The organism is Gordonia sp. LMA167, assembly GCF_058130025.1.
In genome coordinates this window covers 718420-733313 of the sequence record NZ_CM176708.1, presented here as the reverse complement: position 1 = coordinate 733313, position 14894 = coordinate 718420, and the positions used below count along the sequence as shown (strand labels likewise).

Sequence of the window (14894 nt, the reverse complement as noted above, 5' to 3'; positions counted from 1 at the left end):
ATAGCACAGATTCCGTCCGGCTGTAGTCGAATCATGTTCCTGCGTAAGCGCCATACACGGTGGTCTGGTCGACGAGCAAGCTGCGAGCGCGATTTGCACTGAATGCCCGAAATGGGGTGCAAAGGTGTCGGTGTGGCAAATGAGACTCGGCCGGGTCACAAACCGGACGCAATCGTGTGCGGAACTAAGCACATGATTATCGTGAGATGAGAACCGACTGACAAGTGCCGGTCACCGGAACAACCGACGCCGTTCCCGCCCCTGATGTGTGTGCGGACGGCCACCCCGGCATGTCCGGGGTTGGAAAGGGAGACGTTGACGACTCCAGCCCAGAGTGAAACCTCGATAGCCGACGCCGCGCCGGGCGCGCCGGCCGTCCGTGCCGAACATGTCTACAAGGTGTTCGGGCGACGCGAGGACGAGATGGTCCGCCGCATCGAACAGGGCGAGGACCCTGCCGACCTCGGGTCGCTGGGAACCGCGGCCGTCATCGACGCCAGCTTCGAGGTCGCACCGGGTGAGATCTTCGTCGTCATGGGGCTGTCGGGGTCGGGTAAGTCGACGCTGATCCGCACCCTCAACGGGTTGTGGACGCCGTCGGCGGGCCATGTCTTCGTCGGTGACCTCGACGTCGCGGCGGTGTCGGAGAAGCAGCTGCGTGAGATCCGCCGCACCAAGATCTCGATGGTCTTCCAGCATTTCGCGCTGCTGCCGCACCGCTCGGTGCGCGACAACGCGGCCTACGCGCTCAAGGAGCAGGGGGTCGACAAGAAGACCCGCCTGGAACGCGCCGATCACTGGTTGCACATGGTGGGACTGAAGGGGTGGGGAGACCGCTATCCCAGCCAGCTCTCCGGCGGCATGCAGCAGCGTGTGGGTCTGGCACGCGCGTTGGCGGCCGAAACCGACATCCTGCTGATGGACGAGGCGTTCTCCGCGCTGGACCCGCTGATCCGCCGGGAGATGCAGGACCAGCTGATCGAGCTGCAGTCCAGCCTGGGCAAGACGATCGTGTTCATCACCCACGACCTGAACGAGGCCATGTACGTCGGCGATCGGATCGCCGTGATGCGCTCGGGACGGATCGTGCAGATCGGCACCGCCGAACAGATCCTCACCGAGCCGGCCAATGATTACGTCGCGAAGTTCACCGCCGAGGTGGATCGTTCCCGCGTGCTGACCGCCGGCTCGGTGATGGAACCTGCCGCCGCCGTCGTCGAGCTGGACGCCGGCCCGCGCGGTGCGGTCGACGTCATGCGGCAGCAGCAGACGTCCGGGGTACTGGTGGTCGACGGTGATCGCAAGCTCGTCGGCTATGTCACCGACGACGATGCGGTCGCCGCGGCAGCATCGGACGCGGGCGATCTGTCGGCGCTGGCCCGGCGCGACGACCTCATCTCGGTCACCGAGTCCACCCCGATCGCGGAGCTGTTCGCGCCGTCGGCCCAGTCGCCGGTACCGCTGGCCGTCACCGACGACGATGGACACCTGCGCGGCGTCGTGCCGCGGGTGGCATTGCTGACATCGATGGCGCCGCCGGACGAGCCCGACCACACCGAACCCACCGAGGTCGCCCCGCCCCCGGATGATGCCGGCCAGAACGGGGAGGACGCGCGATGAGCAACTTCGATCCCGTCAATCCCCGTATCAACCTCGGCGACTGGGTGGAGAGCGCCTTCGACTGGCTCACCGTGCACGTCTCGTGGCTGTTCGACGCGATCAAGACGTTCATCACCAACTTCTACGACGTTCTCAACAACGCACTGTCGAGCCCGCCGTACTACGTGATGATCCTGATCTTCGCCGGGCTGGCACTGCTCGCGGGCGGACTGCGGCACGGCTGGAAGCTGGCATTGTTCGCCGTCATCGGGTTCTACTTCATCCGCGCGTTCAACCAGTGGAACAACGCGATGGCCACCATCGCGTTGGTGCTGGTGGCGGTGATCATCGCGTTGGCCTTCGCGATTCCCATCGGCATTCTCGCCGCGAAGAACCGCGTGGTGTCGGCGATCGTGCGGCCGGTGCTCGACCTCATGCAGACGATGCCCGGCCTGGTCTACCTGGTTCCGGTGATCATCGTGTTCAGCATCGGGCCCACCCCCGGCGTCGTGTCGACCATCATCTTCGCGATGCCGCCCGGTATCCGGTTGACCGAGTTGGCGATCCGGCAGGTCGACCCCGAGGTGGTGGAGGCCGGACAGGCATTCGGGTCGAGCCCGTGGCGCATCCTGCGCCAGATCCAGATCCCACTCGCGATGCCGACGATCATGGCCGGCGTCAACCAGGTGATCATGCTCGCGCTGTCGATGGTCGTCATCGCCGGGTTCGCCGGTGCCGGCGGCCTCGGTGGTCAGGTCAACCAGTCGCTCCAGACCCTCGACCTGGCGCTCGGCGCCGAGGCGGGTCTTTCGGTGGTGATCATCGCCGTCTACATGGATCGGCTCAGCGCCGCGATCGGTAACCGGGGAAGGGTGGGCTCCATGCAGCAGTGACCGGCGCCATCGCCGAACAACGGAATTCGAGGAGATTGAGGGAGTCGAGATGAAGCGGAAACTAGGGGCGATCGTAGCGGCGCTCAGCGTCAGCGCGCTGGTGCTCAGCGCTTGTGGCGCATCGAATTCGAATGAGAGCAGCAGTGGTGATTCCGGTGGTGGCGGCAACGACCTCGCCAGCCAGTACTCGGACTGCTCACTGACCGACGGCGTGGCCGACGCGAGCGGGAAGTCGGAGGGCAACACCGACATCATCATCGGTGCCTTCAGCGGATGGGACGAGTCGACGGCCACCGCCTATCTGATGAAGAACGTGCTCGCCGACAACGGGTACAACGCCCAGGTCAAGACGCTCGATGCGGCAGCGGCGTTCACGGCGACCGCCAACGGCGACGTCGACGTGCTCACCGACGTCTGGTTGCCGACCACCCACAAGACCTATATCGACAAGTACGGGCCCCAGATGGAGGCGCTCGGCTGCTGGTATGACAGTGCGAAACTGACCATCGCGGTGAACGATTCGTCGCCGGCCAAGTCGATCGGCGATCTCAAGTCGATGGGCGGCGACTACAACAACACCCTCGTCGGCATCGAACCCGGCGCTGGTGAGACGGGCGTGGTCAAGAACACCATGATCCCCGACTACGAGCTGCAGAACCTCACCTTCCGCACGTCGTCGACCGCCGCCATGCTCGCCTCGCTGAAGAGCGCGGAGGCCAGCAACTCGAACATCGCGGTGACACTGTGGAAGCCGCACTGGGCCTACGCCGCCTTCGACATCCGCGACCTCGAGGACCCGAAGGGTGCCATGGGCGGTACCGAGGGGATCTGGAACTTCGGCACGAAGGGCTTCGGTGACGCGTCGCCGAAGGCCGCGCAGATGTTCAACAACCTGATCCTGCCGGATTCGGATCTGTCCCAGCTCGAGGACCTGATGACCCAGAAGTACGGCGGCACCAACCCTGACGCGGCCGTCGTCGAGTGGCTCAACCAGCACCCCGACTTCGCCAATCAGCTCATGAGTGGCGAGTTGAAGTAGGTACTCCGGTCCCTGAGGAGTGAGCGTGCGTGTCACCCCGGTTCTTGAGGGGCGAGGTTGCGCGTCACCCCGGTTCTTGAGGGGCGAGGTTGCGCGTCACCCCGGTTCTTGAGGAGTGAGGTTGCGCGTCACCCCGGTTCTTGAGGGGCGAGGTTGCGCGTCACCCCGGTTCTTGAGGAGTGAGGTTGCGCGTCACCCCGGTTCTTGAGGGGCGAGGTTGCGCGTCACCCCGGTCCCTGAGGAGCGAGCGTGCGCGTCCCCCGGTCCCTGAGGAGCGAGCTTGCGAGCGTCACGAAGGGCCGCCCCGGACGATGTCCGGGGCGGCACCTTTGTCGGGGGCGGGCTCACCGCACCCTGTGCCGACAGCCCACTTCGCGGAATGTTGCGGTGCCGCAGAACGTTGAAACCCCATGTAAGAGACGGCTTTGGAGTGATGCGGACCACATGGGCGCGTTGCCAGAGTCAGGCGGCACCGGGGCAGCCAATTTGTAGTCCCGGACTGGCGTGTGCCCGAAGCTCGACGGCACCGGAACGGGGGATCAGATGGTTGCAGTATCGCCACAGACAACGGTGGTGGACGCCACGCCGATACTGCTACCTGCCCTGGACCCGTTCTACGGCGCTCCGGACGCACTTGACGCGATGCGTCCCGGCCAGGTGATCCGGTCCCGACAGGTTGAGCTCAAGGACTATTGGGCGTCCCATCACCGCAGCCAGGCGTGGCAGCTGCTGTATCGCTCCACTGATCTCAACGGGGACGCCAGTGTGGCAGCTACCACCGTGGTACTGCCGCGCAAGCGCGCTGACAGTGGCGACTTCCTGCTGCTGTCGTTCCAATGTGCGATCGACGCCGTCACCTCCCAATGTTTTCCGTCGTATGCGCTGCGCAAGGGTGCCGACTCGGCTCGGGCCATTGCTCCGTTCGAGTTCCTGGTGGTGCGTCGTGCGCTGGCCAAGGGCTGGGCGGTATCGATCCCCGATCACGAGGGCATGCTCGGCGCGTGGGGCGCTCCCCGCGAACCCGGCTACCGTGCGCTCGACGGGGTCCGCGCGACTCTCGAGTTCGCCGGCCGGCGACTTCCCGCCGACACTCCCGTCGGGCTGTGGGGTTACTCGGGTGGCGGCATGGCGACCTCCTGGGCGGCGGAGATGGCCCCGCAGTACGCTCCGGAACTGAACATCATCGGGGCGGTGCTCGGATCCCCGGTCGGCGACATGGCGTCGGCTCTCATGCGGCTCAACGGTCGGATGCACGCCGGACTGCCGGTCATGGCGATCGCAGGTTTGCGCCGCGTCTACCCGGCGCTGGACCGCGCCATCGAGGAACATGCCACCGAGACGGGTCGACGAGAGCTCGCCGCGATCGCCGAACTGCCCACGATCGATGCGATCCGGCAGTTCAAGGACCACGACATCGACGACTACCTCGACGTCCCGATCGCCGACATCATGGCCCAGCCCGAGATCGTCACGATGATGCACGACCTCGAACTCGGCACTCACGCTCCGGAGATCCCGCTACTCGTGGTGCAAGCGGTGCACGACGAGGTGATCGATGTCGCCGACATCGACGCCCAGGTGCAGCGCTACCGCTACCACGGCGTGTCGGTGACCTACGTGCGGGACCAACTCAGCGAGCACTACACGCTGCTGCCGCTGTCCGGGCCGATCGCCGTGGGTTGGCTGGCACACCGGCTCGAGGGGCGCCCACACAAGGACCGCACCGTAACGACCGTGGCCGGACAGCATGCACCCCGATGGTCGATGCGATGGTTGCCGAAGCGTCGTCGAACGACGTCGGCGTCGTCGGCCATGAACTGAACCGCAGACTTTCCTCCCCCGGGTATCACCAAGGCCTCCAGACGCTTTCGCGGATATGGCGATACCCGGGGGAGGAACGCCCTCGAGAGCTCTGTTGTCAACGTGACGATCGCGACACCGCCGACGAGGCCGCACGGGGCTTACCGTAGGTCATGGCCAGTACAAAGTCGTACTCGCAGTTCATCGCCCTCGATGCCGACGCGTTGTGGCGGGTCCTCGGTGATCCGTCGCGGCTCCCGCAGTGGCACAGCGGATATCGCTCCGTCGTCATGGACGGTCCTGTCGAGGTGGGTGGGCGCGGATCGTACGTCCAGTCACGTCGAGTGGTCGGTGCCTTCCACCGACGTCTGGCCCCACCGTTCACCGTCACGGTCTTCGACAGGGGACACCACCTGCAACTGACGCAACCAGAACCGGTGGGCGCCACCCTCATCGACTTCCGGATCGAACCGGCCGACGGCGGTTGCGTCGTCACCGAAACGGTGACGACCACAGCACGATCGGGCCCGATGAGCCGACTGACCCGGTCGGGTGTCCCGCAGCTGACCGATCGAACCGACCTCACCCGGCTCGCACGACATGCCGGACTCGCTCCCGCCGACGACGCGCTCACCGTCGTGCTGGCAGGCGGCAGCGGCGCGCTCGGCCAACACCTCGCCGCCGACCTCGCCTGCCGTGGTCACCGGCCGGTGATCCTCACCCGCACAGCCGATCCCGCGTCGTCATTCGAACAACTGACGTGGGATGGCCGCACCATGGGGGACTGGGCGCGCACGCTGACCGCAGATCGGCCCACCGCGGTGGTGAACCTCGCGGGCAAGCTGGTGGATTGTCGTCCGTCCGAACGAAATGTGGCGCTGCTGCGCGACAGCCGCGTCGACGCCACCCGCGCCCTGGTCGCCGCGTCGAAGCTGCGTCACACCCCTGTCGACCGTTGGCTACAGGCGAGCACCACCGCGATCTGGAGCGACGCCGGCGAACAGTGGTGCACCGAAACCACGCCCGTGCCCGATGGGCTGCCGCAGATGACGGGTGTCGCCCGCCCGTGGGAGGAGGCGGTGGCGGGTGCGAACACCGGCCATCTGGTGACCCTGCGGACCTCGATCGTGCTCGACGGGCAGGCCCCGGCGATGAAGCGGCTCACCGATCTGACCCGCGCCGGCCTCGGCGGCCGCGTCGGTTCAGGACAACAGTGGTTCAGCTGGATTCACGTCGATGACTGGCTCGCGATCGCACGGGCCGCACTCGGTCTTGACCCGGAGGTCACGATCCCCGATGGCGTGGTGGTCGGTGCGAGTCCGCATCCGGTCCGCAATGTCGAACTCATGGCGGCGTTGCGTCGAGCCCTGCACCGGCCACCCGCGCTGCCGACCCCCGCCCCGCTGCTGCGCCTGGGCGCCGTAGCGCTGCGCACCGACCCCGCGCTCGGCCTCACCGGCCGTCGCGCAAAGTCGGAGGTGCTCGCCGACGTCGGATTCGAGTTCCGGTTCCCGGAGCTCGACGCAGCGCTCGCCGACCTGCTCGGACGCTGAGCCACAAACAGTTCGAGGCCGGCACACACCGGCTCGAGGGACGCCCACACAAGGACGCGCGGCGACGACCGTCCCCGGACAGCATGCGCGGTGGCCGCGGCGATGGTGGCCGCGACGGGCACATGACGGCAAGGACACGACGCCGCCTGCACCGGCACGAACCACGAGGGTGTAGCCGGACCGAGGCACCCGAAGCCGAGGGCGGAACTTGCCCCGCAATTGTGGACCAACGTCCCTCGACAGTGCTCATTAGACCCGCGCACGCTGGAGGCATGCGCTGCCGCGGGAAGGAGTCCGGCGATGAGGTACGACGACGACCACATGTGGGGCACCAGCTGGGGCTGGGGTGACTGGATCCTGATGACCGGACTGATGGTCGTGTTCTGGGCGGCCGTGATCACCGCGATCGTCCTCGGTGTCCGATACCTGACCAGTTCTCGTCGATCGGCGGGCGGTCCGTCGCCCGTCGAGCCACCGCGCTCGGGCCATTCGCGTGCCGAGGAAGTCCTGGGCGAACGGTTCGCGCGCGGCGAGATCGACGAGGACGACTACCGCAAACGCATGGCAACGCTGCGCGAACACCGGTGAGCTGCGTTCGCTCGGCGAAACGCCGAGGCGCGCAGCACAGTTCGTCCCCCGGGTATCGCTCCGCCCATCCGGTGACCCTGCGGACCTCGATCGTGCTCGACGGGCAGGCCCCGGCGATGAAGCGGCTCACCGATCTGCTCCGCGCCGGTCTCGTGCCTCGCTGACTCCGGGGATCTTCTGGCCAGGCCGAGTTCCGAGATCACCTGGAACCCACGTTCCGCCGCACCGCGAAACCTGGTGGCGCGTCTCGTGCAGCCCGATCTCGCAGGTTTTCGTCGCCGCGGGCCGGAACGGTTTCTTACCGCGTTTCCTCGGCAAACCCTCGGGCCCACACCGACCCGACCGTCCGCCGGTACTTTCGCCCACCGGTCGCATTCAGGATGAACACCACCGGTGCCGGGATCTGTTTCCGCAAGCCGCGGCGCTCATTCTCGTCGGCGCCGTCCTGCAGCCAGGCGACCAGTTCGCCGAGATGCCCGCGGTGCTTCTTGATCACCGTCTTGACCGCGGCGCGCATCTCCGGGGTGTCGCTGTAGCCGGCCGAGATCGGCTCGAGGTCGAGCTCCTCGTGTGCCAGGTGCCGCAGCAACACACCGGTCAGTTTGGTGACCGACGCACGCGCGGCCGATGCCGCTTCGCCTGTTGCGGCCGAGGCGAACTCGTCCATCCGGGCACTGGCTTCGTCCAGTGTCGCGCGGATCACTTCGTGTTCGCCGTCGAGGTCGCTGACCATGGGCAGGTCGGGGTCGAGCTTCTGCAACGTGGGCCAGAAGATGTCCTCTTCGTACGAGTGGTGATTGTGCACTTCTTCGGCCAGGTACTCCCATGCGACTTTGAGCCGCCGGGCGCGGTCGGGTGCGGGCGGGTCGAAACCGGCCAGCGCGGCGTCGAACCGGGCGAGGTCACGGCGAAAGGCCGCGTGCACGACGGTGTTCATCGTCTTGTGTGTGGTGACGGGCTTGGTCATGATTCTGCTCCAGCGGGGTGCAGGATGGGGGTGGTGTTTGGGTGGCCGAGGATTTCGTCAGCCGGAGAGTGCACTCGTCGCGAACTCGTAGGAGCAGCGGACGAAGCCGGTGAGAATTGACGCCTCGTCGTTGTCACGGGGGGCGTAGAGCATCACGAACGTGTGTGGGACCTGACCGGTCGCCACCAGAATGTGTGGTTCTGCCCAGCCTGCCGACGTTGCGGCCTTTGCCTGGGTGATCGGCAGGGTGACATGAAAACTGTAGTCGCCGTCGGCATGTCCATGGGCGAACTCTGTCCCGACGAAGAACGCTTCGGGCGGGCCGACGGCTTCGTCGAGCGAAAGGGTCAGTGCGCGAGCACCTTCGACGGAGATCTTGGACTCGCCGTCGGTGACGCCGGCCCAGGTGAGCGCTTCGTCGAGGACCGCATCCATCAGATCGCGTGATCGGGGTTGCTGATCAATCTGGCTGTGCGGGATGTCGCTGGTGGTGGACGGTCGCGGACCGCGCCGCTGCGGGATGGTGCCCATCTCATGCGCCGGTCCAGATGAGTTCGATGGGGATCCCGTCGGGGTCGTGCAACTGGACCATCACGGCCGGCATCGGGTCGTCGAGCTCCTGGACCGGGTTGTGCGCTACGCCGAGGCGGTCGAGATGCGCCGTCCACAGGCGTACCTCTTCGGGCGACGACAGCGCCAGCGCAAGGTGATCCAGACCGGTCCGACGCGCATCGAACAGCTGTCGGTCGGCGTCGTGATGGTGGTCCAGCCCGAGGAAGAATGTGCTGCCCGGCCGTGTCATCACCACCGCGTATCCGGTGTCGTTGTCGTGTTTCTCAACGAACGCCCGAGCCAGTCCGAGTGTTCGCGTGTACCAGGCTTCGCTCGCGTCGACGTCGCGCACGGTGATGCCCAGGTGATGGTAGCCGAAAAGAGGGGGTGCATCGGTCACGGTGACTCCTCGAGGGTGGGTACTAGAACCACATAGTGTAATGTCGTTCTAGTGTGGTATTGAAAACGCTAGAATGTCGTTACACCATTGTCAAGGGAGAAATTTTGATGGCGACCGACCAGCGTGCTACACGCCGTTCGGCGAAAGCCGAAAAGTCCCGTGCCACGCGTGAGCGGATCATCGCGGCAGCGACGTCGCTGTTCGTGGAAAGCGGCTATTTGAGCAGCACCATGGCGGCGATCGCCAAGGAGGCCGGGGTGGCGGTGCAGACGCTGTATCTGTCGTTCGGCAGCAAACCGGCGATCCTGAAGGCGGTTTTCAACACGGCGCTCGCGGGTGCCGACTCGGCCGACGGCATCTTGGAACAGGAGTGGGTGACCGAGGTCATCAGCGATCCGGACGGACCCACCGCGCTCCGGCGGTTCTGTGCGCACTCCGGCGAGATAATCAGTCGTGCAGCGCCCGTGTTCAATGTGATGCGCATGGCCGGCGCCGATCCGGACGTGGCGGGACTGCTCGACGAGAACAAGCAACTCCGGACACGCAGTTTCGGGATGGTGCGCGACGCTCTGGTCACGCGGCCCGGATTCTCGCCGACGCTGAGTCCGCATGACGCGCTTGGTGTTCTGTATGCGGTGGTGAGCGAGGATTCCTACATACTCCTCGTCCACGAGTACGGGTGGACGTGCGAGCGGTGGATCGAGTGGATCACCGAAACAGCGGTGGCACAACTGTTTCCACACGCGACACGTCCGGCCTGACACCTGTACGCCTCGAGCATCGCCGCCGGTCGTGACCCGATCCGAACCTCATCGCCGGGTGTCGATGACCGGCGTGAGGGTCCCGTCTCGGACGACCTTGTCGCTCGTCGCAATGGTCAGGCCTCGGCGCGTGGCCTGGGCAACGATCATGCGGTCGAAAGGATCTCGGTGATCCCAATTGAGCTGTCCGGCGGTCGCTGCGTCGTTGGAGTCGATCGCCAGATCAGTTGCTGCCATGGCCGTCACGGTAGCGTTCCACGCCGACAACAGTGGCGCAGCGTCGAGTCGGCCCATGCGCGTCTTGATCGCGATCTCCCACGCCGACGCTGCGGAAACGTACAGCTCGTTGGCCGGATTCTCGAGGAGGTCGAGCGCGCGACGGCCGAGGCGGTCAGGATCGTGCACAAGCCATAGAAACGCATTCGTATCGAGAAGGATTGCCGTCACAAAGCGGCCTCCCACCCGTCCAATTCTTCATCGGGCAGAGGGGCATCGAAATCGTCTGGGATCACGAGTCCGGGAAACTGGCCGAATCGGCGAACACCCGCGCCGGCGGGGGAGAGCACGGCCACTGCACGCCCGTGGTTGGTGATGGTGACAGGTTCGCCGGTTCGCTCGACTTCGGCCAGCAGCGCATTGAGCCGCGCCTTGGCCTCGGTGCTGCTGACCGTTTTCATGGCACGACCATACGCCTGTCGGACTAGTTCGAATAGTCCATTCTCGCCCTGGTCACAGGTACGTTCGTCCCCCTGGTCTCGTCTCGTTTCCACCACCGGAGGAGAGCCGAGTGAGACCAGGCGGACGAACGTCGCTCACAGGCGCAGACAGCGCAACCTCAGAGTCGCGTGACCTCCAGGTCACCTTCCTGGTACTGCGAACGCAGCCGCTTCTTGTCGAACTTGCCGACGCTGGTCTTCGGGACCTCGTTGATCACGGTCCAGTTCTCCGGCAGCTGCCACTTGGCGACCTTGTCGGACAAGAAGTCTCGCAGGGTGTCGGCGGTGGCGTCGGAACCTTCGCGCAGTACGACGGCGACCAGCGGCCGCTCATCCCACTTGGCGTCCGGGATGCCGATGACGGCGGCCTCGATGACGTCGGGGTGGCCCATGACCGCGTTCTCCAGGTCGACCGAGGAGATCCACTCGCCGCCGGACTTGATGATGTCCTTGGTGCGGTCGGTCAGCGTGAGGTAGCCGTCGGGGGTGATGGTGCCCACGTCACCGGTGCGCAGCCACCCGTCCTGGAACTTCTCTGGGGCGTCGACGCCGTAGTAGGCGCCGGTGATCCACGGGCCGCGGACCTCGAGTTCGCCGACGGTGTCGCCGTCGTTGGGCAGCACCTCGCCGAGTTCGTCGACGAGCCGGGCCCGCACCGACGCCGGGAACAGGCCTTGGGTGTAGCGGTAGCGCCAGCGCTCTTCGCCCTCGGTGCCGGCAGGCGGGCGGGCCACCGATCCCAGCGGCGACGTCTCGGTCATGCCCCACGCATGCAGCACCGTCACGTCGTGATCCTCTTGGAAGGTGTGCATCAGTGACGGCGGCACGGCCGACCCGCCGATCAGCACGTCGTGCATGCAGGAGATGTCCTGCGGGTGTGCTTCCAGGTACTGGTGCAGGCCCTGCCAGATGGTGGGCACGGCGGCGGCGAAGGTGGGCTGCTCGGCGGCGATCAGTGCGGCGAGCGGTTCGGGCTGCAGGAAGCGGTCCGGCATGATCAGCGAGGCGCCGATCATGAACGCCGCGTAGGGAAGACCCCATGACATGGCGTGGAACTGCGGCACCACCGCCAATGCCCGATCACCCTGCTTGAGGGCGGGTCCGTCGGTCATGCACACCTGCATCGAGTGCAGATAGATCGAACGGTGCGAGTAGACGACACCCTTGGGGTCACCGGTGGTGCCGGACGTGTAACACATTGCGGCAGCGGAATTCTCGTCGACCTCAGGCCAGTCGAACTCGGTGGGATGATCAGCGATCAGCGTCTCGTAGGCGTGCACCTGCACACCCTCCGGCGCCTCGACACCGTCGGCGGAGTCGCCGGTCACGATGATGTGCTTGACGGTGCTCAGCTGCGGCAGCTGTGGGTTGAGCAGGGGCAGCAGGGTGGGATCGACGATGATGACGTGGTCTTCGCCGTGGTTGGCCACAAACACGAGCTGTTCGGGGAACAGTCGGATGTTCAGGGTGTGCAGCACCGCACCCATCGACGGCACCGCCAGGTAGGCCTCGAGATGCTCGGCGTTGTTCCACATGAACGTCGCCACCCGCTGGTCGCCGGTGACCCCGAGGCCGCGCAGCGCGTGAGCCAGCTGAGCGCAGCGGCGTCCGACCTCGGCGTAACTACTACGGCGCGCACCCGCGCCGGTCCACGTCACAACCTCGGCCTTGCCATGAAACGTGCTGCCGTGGCGCAGCAACTGCGCGATCGACAGCGGGACGTCCTGCATCGTGCTCAACATCTATGTCTCCTCGATCTCTGGTTGTGCCCATTGGAAGGCTATGCCCCACGGCGACGGCCCGACACCGGCATGTGCACCAGCCTTGCACTCGTCGCCGGTCGGCTGGGCAGATTTCGGCGAAAGCCCGGTGAACGCCGACCCCTCAACCGGCGCGTGGTTGCCGCGATAATCTGCTGCTCGGCCGAAGGTGAGCCGAGTGTCCCATCAATTGTCCCGCCTCCGGATCACGCAGGTCTTGACCCCACGGGACACAACCTTGACAGCAGAGGACGCCCGCGCCCAACGCGACCCTTCGTGACGGCCCTTCGCTAGCGCTCCGGGCCTCCTCAGGGATCGGGTGGTGGACCCGGTGCCCGCAAAGCCTCCCGAGGAATGAGCGTCACGACCCCGGTGCCTGAGGAGCGAGCGTGCGAGCGTCACGACCCCGGTGCCTGAGGAGCGAGCGTGCGAGCGTCACCACCCTGGTGCCTGAGGAGCGAGCGTGCGAGCGTCACGACCCTGGTGCCTGAGGAGCGAGCGTGCGAGCGTCACGACCCTGGTGCCTGAGGAGCGAGCGTGCGAGCGTCACGAAGGCCCACCGAACCCCTCAGCCCCTCGGCACCCACCGCTTTCCGGTCGCCCGAGCGATCACGTCACCGGCCTGCGCAGCCACCTCGTTGAACCGCTCGGTCCCTGCCGTGCGCGCCGCGTTCGCATCCCCGCTTGCCGCCCACGTCTTCGCCGCGACATCCGCCGCGTCGGTCGCGCCGGCCATCATCAATTCGGGTGCCTGGAACAACACGGCCGATCCGACATCGATCGCGTCGAGGACCGAGGCTTGCGCCGGCGTCGTCGGGGTGGCGATCTGCGGCGGGTTCGGCACGATCGGCGCGTGGAGCGCGTCCACGATCTCGGCTCGGCCGGTGTCGAAGGCTTGCCCGACCGCAGCGGGCGGTGCGCCCGACCGCGCGGTGTCGGCGACGTGCATCATCTGGACCACCGCGACCTCGAGTGCGTTCTGGGCGCGCGGCAACACCAGGCCGAGGTCGTTGCCGATGATCCCCGATATCGCCGAATTGGCCGGGCCGGTCACCGACGCCAACGCCATCCCCCGTGCCCTGTCGACGGATCCGGTGCGCGCCAGCGCCGCGGAGTACACGCCGGGCGAGCGCACCAGTGCGACCGGTACGTCGATGACGAAGTCCAGCATGTGCGGACAGATCAGCGAGCAGTAGGTCAGCTGGTTGTTCGCGAACGCCAACGCGATGGCACCCGGCGGCGGCGCGGCGACCTGCGGGTACGCCTGGTCGGCTGCCGGCCGGGGCGAAGTCACGACCGCCGCCGTCGACGGACCGGCCCCGACGATCAGCGCGGCCGAGGCCGCCAGCACCACGATCGGTAGCACGCCGGCACGATGACTCGTTTTCATCGGGGCTCCCAAGGTCGATGGCCGATGATCCCCGCGAGTGTGCGGCCTCGAGGCTGAAAGAAGCCTGAACGCGATGGGGCCGCGTCGACTACCCAGCCGTCGCGATCCCGAGGCTCGGGAAGAAGAAGCAGGTCGCGTTCTGCCGCTGCACGGTCCCGTAGATCGCGGAGAGGACTGTGCCCGAGCCGGTTTCGACGAGTCCACCGCGAACGCCGCCCTGCGGGATCTGATTGAGGGCCGGCTTGAGGGTTCGGTCGAGGAGCGCATTGACGACGACTGCGGGTATGCCCGCGTCGGCGGCACGCTTCTTCACTGCGTCGAGGATCGTGTCGGTGAGTCCGCTCATCGGGGCACCGATGTCACCTTTTAGGGTGCTGGTGTTCAGCCAGGCGACGCGCATACCGGACTTGTTCGAGGATTCGTCGGTGATCCCCGTCGGGACGAATCCGTACAGGATCTCGCCCTTGCGGACGGCGTTGAGGTCGATGTTGCCGGCGGACAGGTCGCCGAATCCGGGTGTGTAGGGACCGGGCACCGCGCCACCGATGGCGAGCGGGAAGGTGAGGTCGGTGCACGCGCCGACCGTCGGGGTGAACGGGGTGATGCCGAGCTGCTTGAGGATCGCGTTCGCGGTCTCGATGTTGTCGATGACCGATGCCGCGGGGACAGGGTGCGCGTTGATCCAATCGAGTGCCCGCGCCGGTGTGAGCTGCTCACCGGTCGATGGTGCGGCGGCGGCGACGCCGGCCGGTGCGAGCAGTGCGCCACAAACAGCGGTTGCGGCGACAAGAGTGCGGAGACGCGCAAGCATAGGGGACATTCCCTTCACATCGGTGAACGATCTTCCACACCGTAATGTGCCAGACGCGGTGAGGT

At 66.4% G+C, this 14894-nt stretch carries 15 protein-coding genes; 7 read left to right on the top strand and 8 right to left on the bottom strand.

Annotated elements, in window-relative coordinates; genetic code table 11:
- Positions 1-315: 315 nt before the first annotated feature.
- The 6 genes from ACVT6V_RS03350 to ACVT6V_RS03325 all read left to right on the top strand — a co-directional run bounded on the left by ACVT6V_RS03350 (position 316) and on the right by ACVT6V_RS03325 (position 7472).
- On the top strand, positions 316-1620 hold the full coding sequence (locus tag ACVT6V_RS03350) for a quaternary amine ABC transporter ATP-binding protein (RefSeq protein WP_489898395.1): 1305 nt from the start codon (positions 316-318) through the stop codon (positions 1618-1620).
- On the top strand, positions 1617-2492 hold the full coding sequence (locus ACVT6V_RS03345) for an ABC transporter permease (protein ID WP_489898394.1): 876 nt from the start codon (positions 1617-1619) through the stop codon (positions 2490-2492). The genes ACVT6V_RS03350 and ACVT6V_RS03345 overlap by 4 nt, the downstream gene beginning before the upstream one ends.
- A 49-nt stretch (positions 2493-2541) precedes the next feature.
- Positions 2542-3531 carry a glycine betaine ABC transporter substrate-binding protein gene (locus tag ACVT6V_RS03340; RefSeq protein ID WP_489898393.1) on the top strand — a complete coding sequence of 330 codons (990 nt, stop codon included), beginning with the start codon at positions 2542-2544 and terminating at the stop codon, positions 3529-3531.
- Positions 3532-4074: 543 nt separating this feature from the next.
- Positions 4075-5352 (top strand): lipase family protein, encoded by a 1278-nt coding sequence (locus ACVT6V_RS03335; protein ID WP_489898392.1) that lies wholly within the window; start codon positions 4075-4077, stop codon positions 5350-5352.
- Between the two features lie 152 nt (positions 5353-5504).
- On the top strand, positions 5505-6884 hold the full coding sequence (locus ACVT6V_RS03330) for a DUF1731 domain-containing protein (protein ID WP_489898391.1): 1380 nt from the start codon (positions 5505-5507) through the stop codon (positions 6882-6884).
- 300 nt (positions 6885-7184) lie between these two features.
- Entirely contained in the window at positions 7185-7472 is a 288-nt protein-coding gene (locus ACVT6V_RS03325) for an SHOCT domain-containing protein (RefSeq protein ID WP_489898390.1), read from the top strand.
- Between the two features lie 298 nt (positions 7473-7770).
- Here ACVT6V_RS03325 and ACVT6V_RS03320 read toward each other — a convergent pair whose 3' ends face one another.
- The 3 genes from ACVT6V_RS03320 to ACVT6V_RS03310 are packed head-to-tail and all read right to left on the bottom strand — an operon-like array spanning position 7771 to position 9391.
- Positions 7771-8439, bottom strand: coding sequence for a hemerythrin domain-containing protein (locus ACVT6V_RS03320; RefSeq protein WP_489898389.1), 669 nt, complete (start codon positions 8437-8439; stop codon positions 7771-7773).
- Positions 8440-8496: 57 nt separating this feature from the next.
- Positions 8497-8970: a luciferase domain-containing protein gene (locus tag ACVT6V_RS03315; RefSeq protein ID WP_489898388.1), complete on the bottom strand. Its 474-nt coding sequence runs from the start codon at positions 8968-8970 to the stop codon at positions 8497-8499.
- Between the two features lies 1 nt (position 8971).
- The gene (locus ACVT6V_RS03310) at positions 8972-9391 is read right to left on the bottom strand and encodes a VOC family protein (protein WP_489898387.1); all 420 of its coding nucleotides are present in this window, start codon (positions 9389-9391) and stop codon (positions 8972-8974) included.
- A 107-nt stretch (positions 9392-9498) separates the two neighbouring features.
- Here ACVT6V_RS03310 and ACVT6V_RS03305 point away from each other — a divergent pair, with 107 nt between their 5' ends.
- A complete protein-coding gene (locus ACVT6V_RS03305) occupies positions 9499-10152 on the top strand; it encodes a TetR/AcrR family transcriptional regulator (protein WP_489898386.1) in 654 nt (217 codons plus the stop codon).
- A 48-nt stretch (positions 10153-10200) separates the two neighbouring features.
- On the opposite strand, the gene ACVT6V_RS03300 is transcribed toward ACVT6V_RS03305, so the two are convergent.
- The 5 genes from ACVT6V_RS03300 to ACVT6V_RS03280 form a co-directional block, all read right to left on the bottom strand.
- Positions 10201-10599: a type II toxin-antitoxin system VapC family toxin gene (locus ACVT6V_RS03300; protein WP_489898385.1), complete on the bottom strand. Its 399-nt coding sequence runs from the start codon at positions 10597-10599 to the stop codon at positions 10201-10203.
- The gene (locus ACVT6V_RS03295) at positions 10596-10829 is read right to left on the bottom strand and encodes a type II toxin-antitoxin system Phd/YefM family antitoxin (protein ID WP_489898383.1); all 234 of its coding nucleotides are present in this window, start codon (positions 10827-10829) and stop codon (positions 10596-10598) included. The genes ACVT6V_RS03300 and ACVT6V_RS03295 overlap by 4 nt, the downstream gene beginning before the upstream one ends.
- 158 nt (positions 10830-10987) lie before the next feature.
- Positions 10988-12610, bottom strand: coding sequence for a long-chain fatty acid--CoA ligase (locus tag ACVT6V_RS03290; protein WP_489898382.1), 1623 nt, complete (start codon positions 12608-12610; stop codon positions 10988-10990).
- Between the two features lie 586 nt (positions 12611-13196).
- Positions 13197-14018, bottom strand: coding sequence for a hypothetical protein (locus tag ACVT6V_RS03285; protein ID WP_489898381.1), 822 nt, complete (start codon positions 14016-14018; stop codon positions 13197-13199).
- A gap of 88 nt (positions 14019-14106) precedes the next feature.
- Positions 14107-14829 (bottom strand): hypothetical protein, encoded by a 723-nt coding sequence (locus tag ACVT6V_RS03280; protein WP_489898380.1) that lies wholly within the window; start codon positions 14827-14829, stop codon positions 14107-14109.
- Positions 14830-14894: the final 65 nt, after the last annotated feature.

Bases quoted from the DNA above. Each gene is read 5' to 3' on its own strand.
- ACVT6V_RS03345 (WP_489898394.1), top strand. From the start codon at position 1,617: ATGAGCAACTTCGATCCCGTCAATCCCCGTATCAACCTCGGCGACTGG.
- ACVT6V_RS03340 (WP_489898393.1), top strand. From the start codon at position 2,542: ATGAAGCGGAAACTAGGGGCGATCGTAGCGGCGCTCAGCGTCAGCGCG.
- ACVT6V_RS03335 (WP_489898392.1), top strand. From the start codon at position 4,075: ATGGTTGCAGTATCGCCACAGACAACGGTGGTGGACGCCACGCCGATA.
- ACVT6V_RS03330 (WP_489898391.1), top strand. From the start codon at position 5,505: ATGGCCAGTACAAAGTCGTACTCGCAGTTCATCGCCCTCGATGCCGAC.
- ACVT6V_RS03325 (WP_489898390.1), top strand. From the start codon at position 7,185: ATGAGGTACGACGACGACCACATGTGGGGCACCAGCTGGGGCTGGGGT.
- ACVT6V_RS03320 (WP_489898389.1), bottom strand. From the start codon at position 8,439: ATGACCAAGCCCGTCACCACACACAAGACGATGAACACCGTCGTGCAC.
- ACVT6V_RS03315 (WP_489898388.1), bottom strand. From the start codon at position 8,970: ATGGGCACCATCCCGCAGCGGCGCGGTCCGCGACCGTCCACCACCAGC.
- ACVT6V_RS03305 (WP_489898386.1), top strand. From the start codon at position 9,499: ATGGCGACCGACCAGCGTGCTACACGCCGTTCGGCGAAAGCCGAAAAG.
- ACVT6V_RS03295 (WP_489898383.1), bottom strand. From the start codon at position 10,829: ATGAAAACGGTCAGCAGCACCGAGGCCAAGGCGCGGCTCAATGCGCTG.
- ACVT6V_RS03290 (WP_489898382.1), bottom strand. From the start codon at position 12,610: ATGTTGAGCACGATGCAGGACGTCCCGCTGTCGATCGCGCAGTTGCTG.
- ACVT6V_RS03285 (WP_489898381.1), bottom strand. From the start codon at position 14,018: ATGAAAACGAGTCATCGTGCCGGCGTGCTACCGATCGTGGTGCTGGCG.
- ACVT6V_RS03280 (WP_489898380.1), bottom strand. From the start codon at position 14,829: ATGCTTGCGCGTCTCCGCACTCTTGTCGCCGCAACCGCTGTTTGTGGC.